The sequence below is a fragment of the Saccharopolyspora phatthalungensis genome (assembly GCF_014203395.1).
In the GTDB taxonomy this organism is placed as follows: Bacteria; Actinomycetota; Actinomycetes; order Mycobacteriales; family Pseudonocardiaceae; genus Saccharopolyspora; species Saccharopolyspora phatthalungensis.
Window position 1 is genome coordinate 2826571 of sequence record NZ_JACHIW010000001.1, and the last position, 16331, is coordinate 2842901.

The 16331-nt window shown below is 69.8% G+C and carries 16 protein-coding genes; 9 read left to right on the forward strand and 7 right to left on the reverse strand.

Features of this window, described 5'->3' with window-relative positions; translation table 11 throughout:
* Positions 1 to 5: 5 nt before the first annotated feature.
* Complete coding sequence (locus BJ970_RS13080; RefSeq protein WP_184726512.1) at positions 6 to 455, reverse strand: MaoC family dehydratase; 450 nt, start codon at positions 453 to 455, stop codon at positions 6 to 8.
* Between the two features lie 268 nt (positions 456 to 723).
* Here BJ970_RS13080 and BJ970_RS13085 point away from each other — a divergent pair, with 268 nt between their 5' ends.
* From BJ970_RS13085 to BJ970_RS13105, 5 genes are all read left to right on the forward strand, one after another.
* Positions 724 to 1191 (forward strand): YbaB/EbfC family nucleoid-associated protein, encoded by a 468-nt coding sequence (locus BJ970_RS13085; protein WP_184726513.1) that lies wholly within the window; start codon positions 724 to 726, stop codon positions 1189 to 1191.
* 2 nt (positions 1192 to 1193) lie between these two features.
* Positions 1194 to 1514 carry a WXG100 family type VII secretion target gene (locus BJ970_RS13090; protein ID WP_221467131.1) on the forward strand — a complete coding sequence of 107 codons (321 nt, stop codon included), beginning with the start codon at positions 1194 to 1196 and terminating at the stop codon, positions 1512 to 1514.
* A 7-nt stretch (positions 1515 to 1521) separates the two neighbouring features.
* Positions 1522 to 3918, forward strand: coding sequence for a glycohydrolase toxin TNT-related protein (locus tag BJ970_RS13095; protein WP_184726515.1), 2397 nt, complete (start codon positions 1522 to 1524; stop codon positions 3916 to 3918).
* Entirely contained in the window at positions 3915 to 4220 is a 306-nt protein-coding gene (locus BJ970_RS13100; protein WP_184726516.1) for a hypothetical protein, read from the forward strand. Before BJ970_RS13095 ends, BJ970_RS13100 begins: the two co-directional genes overlap by 4 nt.
* A gap of 81 nt (positions 4221 to 4301) precedes the next feature.
* On the forward strand, positions 4302 to 6158 hold the full coding sequence (locus BJ970_RS13105) for a DUF2339 domain-containing protein (RefSeq protein ID WP_246470838.1): 1857 nt from the start codon (positions 4302 to 4304) through the stop codon (positions 6156 to 6158).
* A gap of 46 nt (positions 6159 to 6204) precedes the next feature.
* Here the strand turns inward: BJ970_RS13105 and BJ970_RS13110 are convergent, their stop codons facing one another.
* From BJ970_RS13110 to hisN, 4 genes are all read right to left on the reverse strand, one after another.
* Positions 6205 to 6390, reverse strand: coding sequence for a DUF397 domain-containing protein (locus BJ970_RS13110; protein WP_184726517.1), 186 nt, complete (start codon positions 6388 to 6390; stop codon positions 6205 to 6207).
* A 66-nt stretch (positions 6391 to 6456) separates the two neighbouring features.
* Complete coding sequence (locus BJ970_RS13115) at positions 6457 to 6642, reverse strand: DUF397 domain-containing protein (RefSeq protein WP_184729070.1); 186 nt, start codon at positions 6640 to 6642, stop codon at positions 6457 to 6459.
* Positions 6635 to 7474 carry a helix-turn-helix domain-containing protein gene (locus tag BJ970_RS13120; RefSeq protein ID WP_184726518.1) on the reverse strand — a complete coding sequence of 280 codons (840 nt, stop codon included), beginning with the start codon at positions 7472 to 7474 and terminating at the stop codon, positions 6635 to 6637. Before BJ970_RS13120 ends, BJ970_RS13115 begins: the two co-directional genes overlap by 8 nt.
* A 592-nt stretch (positions 7475 to 8066) precedes the next feature.
* Positions 8067 to 8840, reverse strand: a complete 774-nt coding sequence (gene hisN / locus BJ970_RS13125) for a histidinol-phosphatase (RefSeq protein ID WP_376775030.1) — start codon at positions 8838 to 8840, stop codon at positions 8067 to 8069.
* Between the two features lie 115 nt (positions 8841 to 8955).
* Between hisN and BJ970_RS13130 the strand changes: the two genes are divergently transcribed.
* Both BJ970_RS13130 and BJ970_RS13135 read left to right on the forward strand, forming a co-directional pair.
* Complete coding sequence (locus BJ970_RS13130) at positions 8956 to 9630, forward strand: response regulator transcription factor (protein ID WP_184726520.1); 675 nt, start codon at positions 8956 to 8958, stop codon at positions 9628 to 9630.
* A gap of 6 nt (positions 9631 to 9636) precedes the next feature.
* A complete protein-coding gene (locus BJ970_RS13135) occupies positions 9637 to 10911 on the forward strand; it encodes a sensor histidine kinase (RefSeq protein ID WP_184726521.1) in 1275 nt (424 codons plus the stop codon).
* Positions 10912 to 10959: 48 nt separating this feature from the next.
* On the opposite strand, the gene BJ970_RS13140 is transcribed toward BJ970_RS13135, so the two are convergent.
* The gene (locus tag BJ970_RS13140; protein WP_184726522.1) at positions 10960 to 11487 is read right to left on the reverse strand and encodes a GtrA family protein; all 528 of its coding nucleotides are present in this window, start codon (positions 11485 to 11487) and stop codon (positions 10960 to 10962) included.
* Positions 11488 to 11536: 49 nt separating this feature from the next.
* Complete coding sequence (locus BJ970_RS13145; protein WP_184726523.1) at positions 11537 to 13966, reverse strand: sigma-70 family RNA polymerase sigma factor; 2430 nt, start codon at positions 13964 to 13966, stop codon at positions 11537 to 11539.
* Positions 13967 to 14168: 202 nt separating this feature from the next.
* On the opposite strand from BJ970_RS13145, the gene BJ970_RS13150 reads away from it, so the two are divergent.
* Positions 14169 to 14972 (forward strand): hypothetical protein, encoded by an 804-nt coding sequence (locus BJ970_RS13150; RefSeq protein WP_184729071.1) that lies wholly within the window; start codon positions 14169 to 14171, stop codon positions 14970 to 14972.
* Between the two features lie 114 nt (positions 14973 to 15086).
* Positions 15087 to 16271 (forward strand): 5-(carboxyamino)imidazole ribonucleotide synthase, encoded by a 1185-nt coding sequence (locus tag BJ970_RS13155; RefSeq protein ID WP_184726524.1) that lies wholly within the window; start codon positions 15087 to 15089, stop codon positions 16269 to 16271.
* Positions 16272 to 16331 lie beyond the last annotated feature (60 nt).

The following is a 16331-nucleotide window of genomic DNA, read 5'->3' on the forward strand; positions in this document are numbered from 1 at the left end:
CCCGGTCAGGTCTTCTCGCGGGTGCCGAACATCCCCACGAAGGTGAAGCGCATGACGCGCTGGTCGCCACGGTCCGCCGTGCCGGTGATCTCCACTAGCCCAAGGTTCGGCTTGCTCCGCGACCGCCGCTGGCTGGTGACCTCCATCCGCAAGTGCAGCACGTCGCCCGGGAAGACCGGGGCCAGCCAGGCCAGCTCGTTGCCGCCGGGCGAGCCCTGCGAGGTCGAATCGGACAGCACGTGGTCGACGTAGCTACGCATCCACAGCGACGCGGTGAACCAACCCGAGGCGCACATCCCGCCGAGCACCGAGTTCCGGCCGGCCTCTTCGTCCAGGTGAAACGGCTGCGGATCGAAGCGTTCCGCGAAGGCCAGCATCTCCGCCCGGTCGACCTCCACCTTGCCCAGGTCGAAAATCCGCCCCGGCGTGAGGTCTTCGTACGCGATCGTGCCCATTGCCCCATGGTCGCAGCGGTTTTGCGGGGCCGCGCTGAGACAGTACTCACAGACCGAGCGGGCCACTTTCCGGGACGGATCGGACATTTCGGTGGTCGGCCGCGCGGAAGATCCCCCCGGCGACATGGAACCATCGGCGCGGCGGCGCGCGTCCAAGTCGCGGCGTGCGGTCCGCGGTCACCGGTCGCGAACGACCGCTTTGCCGGTGCCGAGCGGACTCCGGGTGCCGTGCCGAGGATTCCGCCAGCGAACAGAGGAGGGAGCGGCCGTGTCGACCGACCACCGAGCCCAGGTCGAAGAGCTGATGGCGGACTACCGGCGAAGCCGGGAGCGCCTTGCCGAGACACACCGGGACCTGTCCTCGATCGCCGAAACCGCCCGCACCAAGGACGGCAGCGTGCAGGTCGTGGTCGGTCCGCGGGGGGTGCTGCGCGAGGTGGTGCTGGCCGATGACGTCTACGAACGGCAGCGGCCTGCCCAGCTCGCCGCGACCATTGTGCGGCTGACCGCAGCGGCGGCCCAGGCCGCGTCGCGCCGGGCAGCCGACGTGCTCGCCGAGGTGCTGCCCGCCGGGACCGATCCGGAGCTGTTGCTGGGTGGAGACGTCGACGGCGAGTCGGATCCGGTTCCGCGCAACGAATCGCGACACTTCGACGACAATGTTGATGAAGACATCGACGAGGACTTCTCGGACGGAAGCTGGTTGCGGCCGGGCCCGGCGGAACGGAAGTGGTGACCATGAGTGGTTTCCGCAGTGATCTCGGGCAGCTGAGCAAGCACGCGGGCGAGTTCGAAAGCCTCGCCGGGCAGGCGCAGCGGATCGCGGACACCCTGCGTCGCGCCGTGGATGCGGCCGGTGCCTGCTGGGGCGGCGACGACATCGGCGCGAACTTCGCCCGCGCCCATTGCGGCCGTGCCGACCAGGCGTTGGACGAGCTCGGTGCGATTTCCGGGCGGCTGCGCGACATGGGTGCGAAGTTCTCCGAGACCGCCGAAACGACGCGACAGGCCGACGCCGGAAACGCCGACCGACTCGGTCGACTCGCCGGGCGGGGGTGACCGGCGCATGGGCATCGAACTTCCCGCCGAACTCCGCGATGTCGCGGCGCGGGCGGGCGCGAAGTGGCCGGAAGCCGACGAGGACAAGATGCGCGAGTCGGCATCGGCGTGGCGGGAGGCGGCGAAGTCGATCGATGCGCTCGCCGGTGCCGCCGACGGCACCGCGCAGGGCGCGCTCGACGCGTTCGACGGCCAGGCTGCCCAGGCGGCGCGCAGGGACTGGAACAAGTTCGTCGCCGACGACGGGATGCTGCCCTCATCGGCGAAGCAGTGCCGGGCCGCCGCGGATCGCCTGGACCACGCCGCCGAGCAGGTCGGCGCGGCAAAGGTGCAGTTGGTGCGGGAACTGGTGGCGCTGGCGAAGCAGACCGACACGGCCGAGCAAGCGGCTGCCGCCGGGCATCCGCAGGCGTTGGCCGCGCTGGACTCGGTGTTGAACGGCACGGCGGCGAACGTGGCGCAGGTGCACAACACGCTGACCTCGGCGGTGGACCTGGACAGCGGCGTGCTGGTGGAACCGCGCGGCTCGCACGGCCTGCTGTCGGAGGTGGGCGCGGCCGGAGGTGGCTTACTGGACAGCGGCGGCGGCCTCGTTTCGTCCACAGTGGATTCAGTTGAGGGCCGCGGGGACCACGCGGTATCTGGGGTGACCGGCGCGGTTGATGATCTCGGCAAGTCCGTTGACGGCACGGTCGACGGCGCTGGCCGGGCCGCGCACGAGGTTGCCGCTGTTGCTGGGGAAGGTGTCGGCGCGGCGGCGGAAGGCGTTGGCCGCGCCGCGCACGACACCGCTGGTCATGTTGGTGACGCGGTCGAAGGTCGACCTGCGCAGGAAACCATCGGGGGTGTGGCAGCAGGTGCTCACGGTGTGGTGGAAGACGTGGCACGTCCGGCAGGTCCCTGGCCTGGCGATGCCGAGCACACCGGCCCGGTCAAGGTCGATCCCGGCGGCTGGGCTCCCGGCCTCGCCGACGCCGGCACCGGCCCGATCCCGGTGATCGGCGACAACGCCCGCCCGGGCTGGACGCCTGCGGGCAGCGACCCCGCTTCCAGCACCGCGCCGCACGCGGTGCACTCCGCCTGGGCCGCGCCGCAGACTCCGCAACCGCCGCTGCCGGGCGCGGTTGCGCCTCCCCAGGGCTTCGCTCCGCCGCCTCCGGCGGCCCCGGGCGGTCACTTCATCGTCCAGCCCGGGGCCGCTGCCCCGCCGCCGTCCGCCGCCCCGCCTCCAGCCGCAGCGCGCCCACCGATGCCGCTGGCCGCTCCGCGTGGGCCGGTGCCGTTCGGCGCCCCTGCTGCGCAGGCACCTCAAGTACCTCAAGCGCCGGGGAACCAGCCGATGCAGCGCGGTCCACTGCGCCCCCTCCCGGCTCCGGCACAGCCGCCTGTTCCGGTGCAGCCGGAAGCACCACAGCGGCCGTTGCGGCAGGGTAGTCGCAACGCGGATGTTGTCGCGTTCGTGCTTCATCAGTTCCCGATCGGATACATGCCGGTCGCTGCCAGCAGGGCGAGCAGGCAGTTGCCGGTGCCGGAGGGGATCGCGGAACATCGGCCAGGTCTGAACTTCCCGCCGCAGGATCATCCGCAGTCGCACCTGGTGGATGACGGCGATGCGCTGAGGCGTGCGCGGTGCCCGGAGGTTTACGAGGCAGCGCAACGCGATCGGGCCGAGCGCGGCGAGCCAGAGCAGTTACCCGCAGCGCTCACTGCGGATCACGAGCCGCTCGGGGAGCTCAGCGAGCCCGAGTGGAAGCGCCGGTTCTTATTGCGCGACGGCGAGCGGAGCGAGTACACGTGGCCGGAGGCGGCGGAGTTCCCGGAGGGCGGCGTGGAACCGGCGGAGCCGGTGGTGTTGGAGCCCGACGTGGTGCTCGACTGCCTGGGCAGCGGCGATGGCCGTATCTTGTTCGCCGTGGCAACGCCTTTCGCGCAGCGATCGTTGCCCGCCGCTTATGACGAACGCGATTACCGACGGTATCGGGTCATGCGTCCGCTGCCGGTGTGGCGGGCGGTTGCGGCGCCGTGGTTCGCGCAGCCGGGTGGCGGGATGCGTTACCGCGCGACTTATTCGCTTTCCGACCTGGTCGGGCTCGGCTATCTCGTGGAGCTGACCATGACGCGGGAGATCGCCGAGGCGGCGACGTTGCGCATCGTGCGCGCGGAAACCTCGGACCTGGCGCAGCAGGAAGCCGAGGAAAAGGTCGGCGGGGCAGCGGCGTCGACCGTTCGCATTACTCGCGAGGAGCAGGGCGCACCGGAAGAAGGCCGGGCAGCCGTGACGGAGCGGATCACGCGGGAAGCCGTCGAGGCCGGGGTGGAAGCGGCCATGCTCGCAGTGCGCGACGAGGCGGAGAACAGTCCGGCGACAACTGACGACGGGTCGACGCAGGAGGCCGCGAAGTGAACACCGAATCCGTGGCCGGCTGGCTGGCCGCGATGGGCGTTCCGGAGGAACTGGTGTCCGTCGGGGCCGAGGCCGACGACGCCTGGTGCCTGGTCCGCGACGAGGTCGACGGCGCCCCGGCCTGGGAGGTCTTCTGGCGAGAGCAGGGCAATCGCTACGACTGGGCGCGATTCACCAGCGAGCAGGTGGCGTGCTTCTACCTGTTCGGCAGGCTGACCTGGACCCAAGCGCTGCGCGGGGTGGTCGGGCCGGTGGGCGTGACGAGCACACCGCCCAAGGGCACCCCCGCGCCGCGGGCGTGAGCTCATCCGGATCGAGCTTCGATCTCATCTGAGTAGTGCTACCGATGCCGGGGTGGCGATGTATGCCCAGACTGTGTGGCCATGTCCCAACCACAGCCCGGCGAAACACTGCAATTGGTCGCAGGCGAGTTGCACGCCATTGGCCAGCGGCTGACGTACCTGGGCACCATGGTGCAGGCGCAGATGCAGGTCTCGCCTCAGCCGTTTCCAGCGCAACAGTTCCAGGCCGCACCCGAGCAGCAACCGGCCGCATCACAACAGTCTCCGGCCATGCCCGGGCAGCAGCATGCGACCGCACCCGAATCCGCGTCCCAGCAGCCCTACCCGGGCCTGTCGCCGTACCCGCACACCGAGGGGCCGACGGCCCCGCATCGCCGATTCGGTTCGGACCTGGAACCTAGTCGGATCTTGGCTTGGGTAGGGGCCGGGGTGACCTTGCTCGGCGTGGTGTTCTTGCTGGTGCTTGCCGTCCAGCAGGACTGGCTGGGGCCGGACGCGCGCGTCGCCGGTGGTGCGGTGCTCGCCGCGCTGTTGATCGCAGCGGGCTGGTGGATGCATCACCGATTCGCGGCCGAGCAGTCGGGCGGAGCGGGCCGCATCGCCGTATTCGCCCTCGCCACAACGGGTTTCGGCGCGTTGTTCCTGGACGTTGTCGCGGCCACCGCGCTCTACGACTTCCTGTCGGTGCCCACTGGGCTCGGCACCGGATTCGCGGTCAGTGTCGCGGGGCTGGCGCTCGCGGACCGGTGGCGGGCGCAGCCGTTGGCCATTGGGGTGGCGCTCAGCTCGGCGATCTGCGCTCCCATGATCACGCGGGCAGCGGATGCGGTCCTCCTCGGCTTCCTGCTGCTGTTGCAGGTCGCGGCCGCTCCGGCGCAGGTGCGGCGCGGTTGGCCGGGACTCGCGCTGGCGGCCGGGATTCCCACTGTGCTGGCCGCTTTCATGGCCAGTGCGGTAGGCGCCTGGGTTTACGACCCCGCCCTTCCGATCGCGATCTTCGCCGCCGCAGTGCTCGGCGTGATCCTCGCCGCGATCACCGCCGGCGCTCGGCCCGACGCGGACTGGACGGCGATCGGCCTGCTCATCGCCGCGCCGATACCGGCCTTCCTGGCCGGACCGCTGATGCTGGAGCGGCCTGCGGCGGGCACGATCGGCGCCGGGATGGTCGTGCTGCTGCTGGGGATCTGGGGCGCTGGTCGATTCACGCCCGCGTTCCGGGGGCGGCTATCGGCCAGGTTCGTGGTCGCGGTCGGCGGGATGGCCGCGGTCGCCGCGGTGCAGACGACGCTGACCTTCCTGGATTCGTCCAGCTGGGCAACGGCGTTGCTGTGCGAGGCGCTACTGCTGAGCGTCGGGGGCTTCCTGCTGCGAAGCCCGGGAGTGCTGCTCGGGGCGACGTGCTACGCGATTTTCGGGTTCCTGCTGACGTTCTTCAACGAGCTGCCGATCAGGGCGCTGCTCTGGTACGGGGGCGGCATCGGGATTCGCGGACTGCTGGCCGGGCTGCTGATCGCGCTGGTGGCGATCGGCCTGCCGATCGCGGGGGTCCGGATCGGCAAGCTGGCGAAGTTGCCTGGTTCGCTGCCGCTGTGGTTCGCATCGGGAGTGGCGCTGCTGTACGGCACGGCGAGTGCCACGATGGCGGCGTGCTTGCTGCTGGTCGATGCGCGGGCGGGCTTCCTCACCGGGCACATTCTGATCACGCTGAGCTGGGTGGTGGCAGCGATCGCGTTGCTGCTCCGCGGAGTCCGGGCGAAGCACCTGCGCATCGCGGGGCTGGTGCTGATCGCGGTGTCCCTGGCCAAGCTGCTGCTGTTCGACCTCGCAACCCTGGACGGCTTCGCCCGGGTGATCGCCTTCCTCTGCGCGGGCCTGATCCTCCTAGCCGCAGGCTCGGCATACGCCCGCCTCCTAGCCCGAGCCAAACCAACGCCCTGAACAGCAGGTCTGCCCAGGCTTGGGCCGGTGACGAGATGAATTCCGCTCAGCGCCGGTACTGGTCGGCTTTGACGGCGGATAAGAAAGTGTACCAGTGCTGGGCGGTGAAGTTGAGGGTTTCGCCGTCGCGGTTCTTCGAGTCGCGGACGGCTGTCCGCGCCGCCGTCATCGCCACCTCAACGCAGTTGTACTTGTCCGTGTACGTGCTCTTGCGCCAGTTGAGTTCAGTCATCGTCCAGGTCCTCCGCGATCTTCCTGATCAACGTGGTGGAAGCGTCCTTGCTCAGCGCCGACTCGTTCAGTGCCGGTAGTGGTCGGCTTTAATGGCGGATAAGAAGCTGTGCCAATGCTGGGTGGTGAAGGCGAGGGCGTCGCCGTCGCGGTTCTTCGAGTCGCGCACGGCCGTCGTGTCCGGCGTCATCGCCACCTCAACGCAGTTGTACTGGTCCGTGTAACTGCTCTTGCGCCAGTTGAGTTCAGTCATCATCCAGGTCCTCCGCGATCTTCCTGATCAACGTGGTGGAAGCGTCCTTGTCCAGCGCTGACATGTCCAGTGCTTGACAGACTTTCACAAATGCCGCCACCTGAGAAGCGTCCGTGACGAACAGCCCGATGCGGTAAACCTCAACGAAGACATACGAACAACCGCTCGCCAGCTCGTAGACGGAGAAAGACGCCCTGACCGACGAGCTCGGCTCAGTGTCGAACGGGATCACGCGAATGTTGACGTTGTCGCGGCGCTGCAGGAGTAGCAGGTACTCCAGCTGATCAGCCAGCACCCGAGGGTTTCCAAGTGTTCGGTGCAAGGCCGATTCTTCGATGAAAAACGATGCGTCGGGGGCCCTCGGGTGGCTCAGCATCGCTTGACGCCCCAGCCTGGTCGCGACCCGGCGTTCGAGATCGATTCCTGAAGCCGCGCCGCTGCCGAGCACCAGGCGGGCGTAATCCGCAGTGTGCGCCAAGCCTGGGATCAGCGACGCTTGGACGTCGGTTATTGCGACCGCTTCGCGCTCAAGCACCATCAGGCTGGCCAGTTCATCTGGAACACCGTTGGCCAGCCACGCCGCAGTTTCCGTGCTGTCGCCGACCTTCTCAAGGAGCGCTTCCTTGTCCTCGCCGACCACGCCGTAAAGGGCGCAAAGCGCGCTCACTTCCTCTTTGCTCGGCGAGCGTAGGCCCAACTCGTTACGGTTGACCGAAGATGGTGAGATGCCAAGAGATTTCGCCACCGAACGGGTGGATAGACCGGCCTTTTGGCGTAGCTGCTGCAGTTGCGCGCCGAGCCCGATCTGACGCAGTTTCTCGGATTGCCGCACGGGCCGACCTCCCGTTTTGCCGCTGATCGTGTGTCAGGCCATGACGCGAGTGACCCACCGCTAGCGCGTTGACCTGCCGTGTCTCGGATTCGATGACACGGACGGTATCGATCTAGCTTTCCGGTGTCAGCGCTTTGACCAGCGATTAAGCCGAAGGTGGGGCCATGTTGGCGGATCCGTATCGGGGTGAGACGCAAGAGGTCTACTGGATCGTGGGGATCGGGTGGGCGCTGCGGCACGCGACACCGGTTCGGCCCGGAGCTCATCCCGGCGGCGCTTGGGTTCCCGCGCTGTGCGAGGTGTGGATGCGGGTTCCGTTCGCGACGCTCTGGCCGCGAAGGCCGCCTTCTGCCGCCGTCGATGAACGATGTCCACAGTGTACTGAGGCCGTTGCGGAACGCGGCTTCGCGAGTCGGAACTGGGATTTCTGACGGTGGCACGATGATTCACCGTCGTGCCCGGCAGTTGTCGCCATAGCGACCGCTGCCGCGCGCGACCACGACCGGATCGGCGTTACTCCCCTCTACCGACGCCGGTCCATCCGGTGGCCGGGCGTTGACGCCCCCCGATGTCGCGCCCGGCCGCCGGAGCCTTACTTCCGCAAGAGTTTCAGGGCTTCGGTGTGCAGGTGGCCGTTGGTGGAGAGAGCGCTTCCGCCGTCGTAGCGGGGGTTTCCCGCCAGGTCGGTGAACGTGCCGCCCGCCTCTTCCACCAGGATCTGGGCCGCCGCGACGTCCCACGGGTTGACGATCGGCTCCGCGGCGATGTCGATCACGCCCTCCGCGACCAGGCAGTGCTGCCAGAAGTCACCGAACGCCCGGTTCTCCCAGCAGGCGTCGACCAGCCGCAGGTAGGACTCCCGCGAGTGGTACTCCACCCACGTCCCGAGGTGGGTGGTCGACACGTAGGCATCGGTGAGGTCGCGCACCCCGGACACGGCGATCCGCTCCGGTTCCGCGTCGCCGGTGCGGCACCAGGACCCCGCCCCGGCCGCCGCCCACCAGCGCTTGCCGAGCGCCGGTGCGCTGACCACGCCGACCTCCGGACGACCGCCGTCAACCAGTGCGATGAGCGTCGCCCACACCGGGATGCCGCGCAGGAAGTTCTTCGTGCCGTCGATCGGGTCGAGCACCCACGCCCGGCCCTGCCCGGCGGTGCCGCCGCGCTCCTCGCCGGCGACCACGTCGTCCGGACGATGTGCGCCGAGCACCTCGCGCACCGCGTCCTCGACCGCGAGGTCCGCGTCGGTGACCGGCGTGCGGTCGGGCTTGCGGTCCACGCTCAGGTCCCGTGCCCGGAACCGGTCGCCGGTGATCCCGTCGGCTACGTCGGCTAGATGCAGGGCGAGGTCGAGATCACTGGTCACTCCAGGCACCCTAGTCGCCCCATCGAATGATCGGTCAAGGGCCCACAACCAGGCTGGTTCGGCGAATCGGCCGCGACGCCAGACGTGATCATCGCGGCCCTCTAGTCTGGGAGGCGTGAGCGTGGTGCTGCTGGCAGAAGACGACCCGGCCATCGCTGTGCCGCTGTCCCGGGCGCTGCAGCGCGAGGGATATTCGGTGCAGGTCATCGAGGACGGCCCATCGACGCTGCGCGCCGCCGCCTCCGGGGGAATCGATCTCCTGGTGCTCGATCTCGGGCTGCCGGAGATGGACGGCTTGGAGGTGTGCCGGCGGCTGCGGTCGCAGGGCCGTGGCCTGCCGGTGCTGATGCTCACCGCGCGCACCGACGAGGTCGACTTCGTCGTCGGCCTCGACGCGGGCGCCGACGACTACGTCGCCAAACCGTTCCGGCTCGCCGAGCTGATGGCCCGGATCCGTGCCCTGCTGCGCCGCGGCGCCCCGGAGACGCTGGAGGCCTCCGGCGTCCGGCTCGACCTGACGGCCCGGCGGGTCCTGGTCAACGAGCACGAGGTGCAGCTGGCGAACAAGGAGTACGAGCTGCTGCGGGTGCTGATGCAGCACGCCGGCCAGGTCGTGACCCGCGAGGAGATCCTGGAGGAGGTCTGGCCGGAGTCCGACCGCAAGGGCAGCAAGACGCTGGACATGCACATCTCGTGGCTGCGCCGGAAGCTTAGCGACAGCAACGGCCGGCTCGACGAGACCCGCATCGCCACGGTGCGCGGCGTCGGGTTCCGATTCAACGCGGACTGATCTGCGATGCGCCGTCGGATTCTGCAGGCCACGCTTCTCGCGGTCGCGGTCACTGCGATCGCACTCGGGCTGCCGCTGGGGTTCAGCGCGCTGAAGCTCGTCCAGGACCTCACCACCGGTGACCTGTCCACCCGGGCGCAGCAGATCGCGACGCTGCTCGACGAGCAGATCGCTTCGCGGCGCACGATCGACCTCAACGCGGCCCGGCTCGCGGTGCCCGCCGGTGCCCGCCTGATCGTCCGCACCCAGGCGCACGACTACGTCTATGGCCCCGACCCCGGCGCGGATCCGCTGGTCGAGAGCGTGCCGATGGTGCAGAGCGGCACGGTCACGATCGCCGCGCCCAGCGATCCGGTGCGCACCCAGCAGTTCCAGGTGGCCGCACTGGTCTTGATGCTGGTGGTGCTCTCGGCCGGTACCGGGATGATCGTCGCGACGCTCACCGCCCGCCGCCTCGCCGATCCGCTGAAGCACGTCGCGGCCCGCGCCGCGCGGCTCGGAGCCGGTGACTTCCGCGCCGATCCGCAACGACACCAGGTCTCGGAACTGGATCGCGTCGCCGATGCGCTGGATGCCTCGGGCGCGGCGCTGTCGCAGTTGGTGCAGCGCGAGCGCGACCTCGTCGGCGACGTCTCGCACCAGCTGCGCAGTCGGCTCACCGCGCTGCACCTGCGGTTGGAGACGCTCGCGGCGACCGACGATCCCGAGATCGCGGAGGAAGCGGGCGCCGCGCTGGAACAGGCCGAACGACTCTCCGGCGTGCTCGACGACCTGCTCGCGGCGGCCACCGCGGCGCGCGCTAGGGACGCCGAACCGCTGGATGTGTCCAGCCTGCTCACCGATGTCGGCGCGGAGTGGCGGGATCCGCTGAAGGCCGAGGGCCGGGCGCTGCGGCTGAAGGTGTCGGAGGGCCTGCTCGCCCGCGCCACTCCCGCGCGCCTGCGGGAGACGATCGGTGTGCTGCTCGACAATGCGCTGCGGCACGGCGAGGGAACCGTGACGCTGACGGCGAGGCGGGGCAGCGGCACTGTCGTGATCGAGGTCAGCGACTCCGGGCCGGGCGTGCCCGACGCTTTGGTGCCTTACGTCTTCGAGCGCGGCTTCTCCGGACACGGTTCCACCGGCGTCGGCTTGGCCTTGGCCCGCGCGCTGGTGGAGGCGGACGGCGGGCGCCTGGAACTGAGCCAAGCGCGCCCGGCGATGTTCGAGGTGTTCATCCCGGTCGCCCGCGCGGACGACATCCTCGGCGTCTCCTGGAACATCGAATCCACCCCGCGCTGAGCCCTGCCCGCGGTGCCCGGTGCTTAGCGTGCTCCCGTGGGCGTGGCCTCAGCGGGTCGGGACCCGGTCGCGGGGCGAGGTGCGGGACTGGCTCTGCTCGGCCGGGAAGACCCATTTCCGGAACGCCCACCAGCGGAAAGCCATGCCGACCAGCAGGCCGATGATCTGTCCCGAGGTGAAGTCGGCGAGCTCCTCCACCAGCCGGCTGGTGAACGGCGTCTGCAGGTGCAGCATGTACCGGGAGATCCACAGCGGCGCCGAGTACACCCCGACGCCGATGCCGCTGATCACGAAGTACAGCGTCGCCTCGTGGTGCCGGCGGCGACCGCCGCGGGTGCGAAACGACCACTGCCGGTTCAGCACGTAGGACACCATCGTCGCGGCGAGCACCGCGATGACCTTCGAGGTGACCGGCTTGGGCGACAGGATCGTCAACTTCAGCGCGTAGAAGATGCCCGTGTCGATGAAGAACGTGATCGCGCCGACGATCCCGAACTTCAGCAACTCCCGATGCCGGATCGCGAGAGATCGATACGGCTGCGGGGTACGCGCGAGTACCGAATCGACAACAGACACGTTCCCGAGTTTACGGAGCAGCTCCAACCGGGCGACCGCAGTCTCGGAATTAACTCGGTAGTGGGCGCGTCGTCGAACTGGTCGACGACGCGGTGCTGCTTGGCTGTGTGGTGCTGTTGGGTGATGTGGTGCGGCCCGGCGGGGTGGTGCTGCTGCTCGGTGGTGTGGTGCTGGTGTTCGGTGGTGTGGTGCTGGTGCTACTGGGTTGCGTCGAGGTCGCCGGTGGCGTGGTGCTGCTGGGCGGCCCCGAGGTCGTCGGCGACGTGGTGCCGGTCGACGGTTCCGACGTGGTCGAGGGTGTGATCGGCGTCGTACCGCTCGTCGGCGGTCCCGGCGGCGTCGAGTTCGGCGGCCAAGGCCACCAGCACGGCGATGGATGCCACGGCGGCCGGGTACTCCAGTCCGACGGGTACCAAGGCCGCGGCAATCCCCAACCGGGCTGCTGCCACCACCACGGGCACTCCGGCGGCGTGCTCGCGCTCGTCGGACTGCTCGGGGTCGGTGTCGATGTCGGTGGAGCCGGTTCGGGCGGCAGGACTTCCCAGGGATACCAGAGCCGAACGGTGGCCGTATCGCTGTCGCGGCTTGATCCCAAGGTGGCGGTCACCGGGATCGTCACGTCGCGGAAATTCGGTCCGTGAACCCACGACCACGGGTAGCCCGGCAGCCCGGTCAGCCACACATGGCCGGTGAAGGACTCGCCCGGGGCCAGGTCGGCGGCGCACCGGATCCGGTCCCGCTCGACGGGCCAGACCTCGCACTCCGGCGGTAGCCCGATCGCCCGAACGTCTTCGGGCAACTGGGCAATGGCCTCGGCGTGTCCGGTGCTCGTCCCGGTGTTGCGCACGTCGATCTCGATCCGGCTGTGCAGCCACGGCGCGTGATCCCAGGTCGAGGTCTGCACTGCTACGCCGTCGACCGGCGTGCGCGGCTGGATCACGACCGGCACGGTCGGCAGCCGCAACTGGATTTCGTTGCCCGCGCTGATGCTCGCGGTGATATCGCCGCCGGTGGCGGTCTCGTCGGCCTGGACGCGGTAGTCGAAGACGAACGACTCACCGGGCCGCAGACCGCGATCGGTGGTGCAGGCGATCGTGCCGGGCCGGCTCGCGCAGCGCACCGACGGTGCGTCGGGCGCCTGGACATGAATCGGGGTCGAGGAGGCGAACCAGCTCTGCGGTGTGGTCGCGGCCGGCCCAGATCGGACGGCGGTCGGCAGTTGCGCGGACACGCCCCGGGGCAAGGTCAGTGTGGAGGTGACCGGTTCGGACGGGCCGGAACCGGTGTTGCGCACCGTGATCGGCAACGCCGCCGGATCCCCGCCGGCGACCAGCCGGATCGGCTCGGCGGGTCCCGTGGCGGTAATGCCCGGAGACGCCGGTGGCGGTGGAGGGGGCGCCGGGGCGGGTGGTGGCGGCTGTGGCGTCGGCTTGGCCGGCAGTTGCGGCGCCGGAGACCGCGGCGGGGGCGGCTGGACCACGGCCGGCGGCGGCAGAGTCAACGCGACCGGCACCTGCTGGTCCGTCCCGGAGGTCAGGGCGAGGGTGATGGCCACGGCCAGTGCCGCCGTAGCCGCCCCGGCGATGATCGCCTGCCGAGGACCGCCGCTGACCGCGCCCGCGGCGCCGGAGGCGCTGACCGCGGCCCCGGCTGCCGTTGCGCCGGAGGACGAGGCGGCGAGGTAGCCGGCGACGGAACCACCGAGCACCAGCGGCGCGATGATCACCCGCAGCGCACCGTTGACATCGGCGAGTTCCGCGGCCAACGCGCGGCAGCGATCGCAGCCGTCAAGGTGCGCTTCCACCTGGGCCGTTTCCCGCTTGGACAGCCCGCTCCGGGTCCACGCACCGAGCCGTTCGGCGGTGGCCCGGCATTGCTCCACATTGGATTCGGCGTCGTTCAGCCGCCCGAGGTGCACCTGCAGGTAGGCCTGGCGGAGCCCCTCGCGAGCCCGGTAGGCGAGCGCGGAAACCCCGTTGGGGCTCAACCCGAGCAACGGCGCCACCTCGGCCGGGGTCTGGCCCTCGACCTCGACGTGCCACAGCACGGTCTGCCAGCGTTCCGGTAGCCGGGCGAACGCCTGCGCGGCGAGCGTGCGCTCCAGCCCGGCGACCGCCGTGTCGGTGAACGGCACGCTGACGTCGGCGCCCGACACCTCCGCGACGTCGTCGGCGAGCTGCACCTTTCGTTCCCGACGGGTGCGGTCGTAGGCGGTGTTGCGCAGGGCGGTCAGTAGGTAGGCGCGGAAGGCAGTGTTGGGCCCGCGCCCGTCGCGGAGCGTGTCGAGCACCTTCGCGAATGCCTCGGACACCAGGTCGTCGGCTTCGGCCGAAGACTTCGCGACCTGCCGCGCCATGTTGTACGCCGCACCGACGTGCCGTTCGTAGAGCTGCGCGTAGGCCGCGGAGGAGCCGTTGCGGACCTCCTCCAGTAGTTCGCCGTCGCTTGGGCCCTGCACTTCCGCCGGAACTGTCGCCACGCCGCACCTTCCTCCCCTCGCCGGGCTGTGTCGATCTTGATCCGCTAGTCCTAGGGAGTCGCCCTGGGCGAACACCATGACGCGTCAAAGCCGAAAAATTATTGTGATCTAGATCGTATTCCGTGCGCCAACGGGAGCACCGTCATGGGCGACCCCTTGTTCCGTCCCGTCGACAGGAAGTCTCTGAGGAGGGACGTTGAGCATGCGGGAGTGGTCACTGAGGTGTGACGCGACGACAGCGCAGGCGCAGCGGCGAGCCTTGCGATCCCGCTGGCGCACCGCGAGCCTCGCGGCCGGATGGCCGTTCCCGAGCGACTGGGGAGCGGATGTGGTGGACGCGGTGTGCGCAGCGGTCATCGCCGGAGACGACTTGGCGGAGCCGCTGGCCGAGCTCGGCGCGTCCCGGGCGGAAGCGGGCGTCGGGCTCGCCGCGACGTTGCAGGACGTCGCCGCGCTGCACGCGGTTTCGGCAGGGGAGCACGACGGCCTGGTGTTCGCGGACCCGGATGCGGTGCCGACCGCGATACTGCGGACGACCGCGCTTGGTTGGGCGGAGGTGATGGCCCGGTTGTCGGGCGGGCGCGAGGTCGAGGATCCGCTGACCGGCCTGACCACCGCGAGCTACCTGCGCACCCGGCTACGCGAGGTGTACCGGGCGGCTCGTGCCGAAGGGCGGCGGGCCGGTGACGGGCACGTGCTGGTCACGGTTTCGCTGGGCGTCACGCCCGACGGTTATGCCCGGATGATGGCGATGGTGTTGATCGCCGACGCCCTGCGGACCGTGTTCGACGGCGGGGAAACGACGTCGCTGCTGCGGTCGGCGACCGCAGCGGTACTGGCGGCGCGCGACCGGCTGCTACCCGCCCGCTGCCTCAAGGCCCGCTGGATGATCCAGCACCGCCTGGCGGCGGATCCGGCCCTGCGCGGTTGCCAGTCGGTGCAACTGCGGGAAGAACTTCTGCCCGCGGATCACGGCGAAGCCTGCGATCTGCTGGCAACCCTGTGACGGCGATTTCAAGGGAAATCGGTGGGTCGAGTTCCCGTGAAATCGCCTGTGAGGTAGGTCGCGTTGGCCGGTCCCGGCGCGGGTGCCTCGAGCCCGCCGCTCTACGCTGACGAGGTGGACCACCGCACCGGAACCCCAGTTGTCGGCATGATCGGTGGTGGCCAGCTCGCGAGGATGACCCACCAGGCGGCGATCCCGTTGGGGCAGTCGCTGAAGGTGCTGGCCACCTCGAAGGACGATGCCGCCGCGCTTGTCGCGCCGAACGTGGAGATCGGCCACCACACGGATCTCGAAGCGCTGAAGAACTTCGCGCAGGGGTGCGATGTGGTCACCTTCGACCACGAGCACGTGCCCGGTGAACACCTCCGCGCACTGGCCGCGTCCGGGGTTTCCGTGCAACCCGGTCCGGATGCTTTGTTGCACGCGCAGGACAAGCTCGTGATGCGCCGCGAACTCGCCGAGCTCGGCTTGCCGGTGCCGCCGTTCGCCGAGGTGACCAAGGTCGCCGACGTGCTGGAGTTCGGCGCGGAGCACGGCTGGCCGTGCGTGCTGAAGACCGCCCGCGGCGGCTACGACGGTCGTGGCGTGTGGGTGCTCGACACCCCGGACGGTGCCGCGCGCACCGTCACCGAACTGCTGGAAAGCGGCTCGCCGCTGCTCGTCGAGCAACGGGTCGCGCTGCGCCGTGAGCTCGCTGCGCTGGTCGCGCGCTCGCCGTTCGGGCAGGGCGCGGTGTGGCCGCTGGTGGAGACGGTGCAGCAGGACGGCATCTGCATGCAGGTGCTCGCCCCGGCTCCGAACGCCTCGCCGGAATTGGTTGAGCAGGCCCAGGGCGTCGCGCTGAAGATCGCCGAATCGCTCGACGTCACCGGGGTGCTCGCGGTCGAGCTGTTCGAGACCGACAACGGCCTGATGATCAACGAGTTGGCCATGCGGCCGCACAACTCCGGGCACTGGACCATCGAAGGCTCTCGCACTTCTCAGTTCGAGCAGCACCTCCGGGCGGTGCTGGACTACCCGCTGGGCAGCACCGAGCAGACCGCGCCGGCCGTGGTGATGGCCAACCTGCTGGGCTCGCCGACCGAGCTCAAGATGGGCGTGGACGAGCGGCTGCACCACTTGTTCGCCCGCTACCCGCACGCCAAGGTCCACCTGTACGGCAAGAGCGAACGCCCGGGGCGCAAGCTCGGCCACGTGACCTTGCTCGGCGACCGGATGGACGAGGTGCGGGAACAGGCGAGGCTGGCCGCGCACTGGCTGTCGCACGCCGAGTGGCTCGACGGCCACCAGATCCACTGACACAACGCAGCGAAGCGAGAGGTCCGAGCGTGGCAGGCGAGAACCCACTGGTCGGCGTGA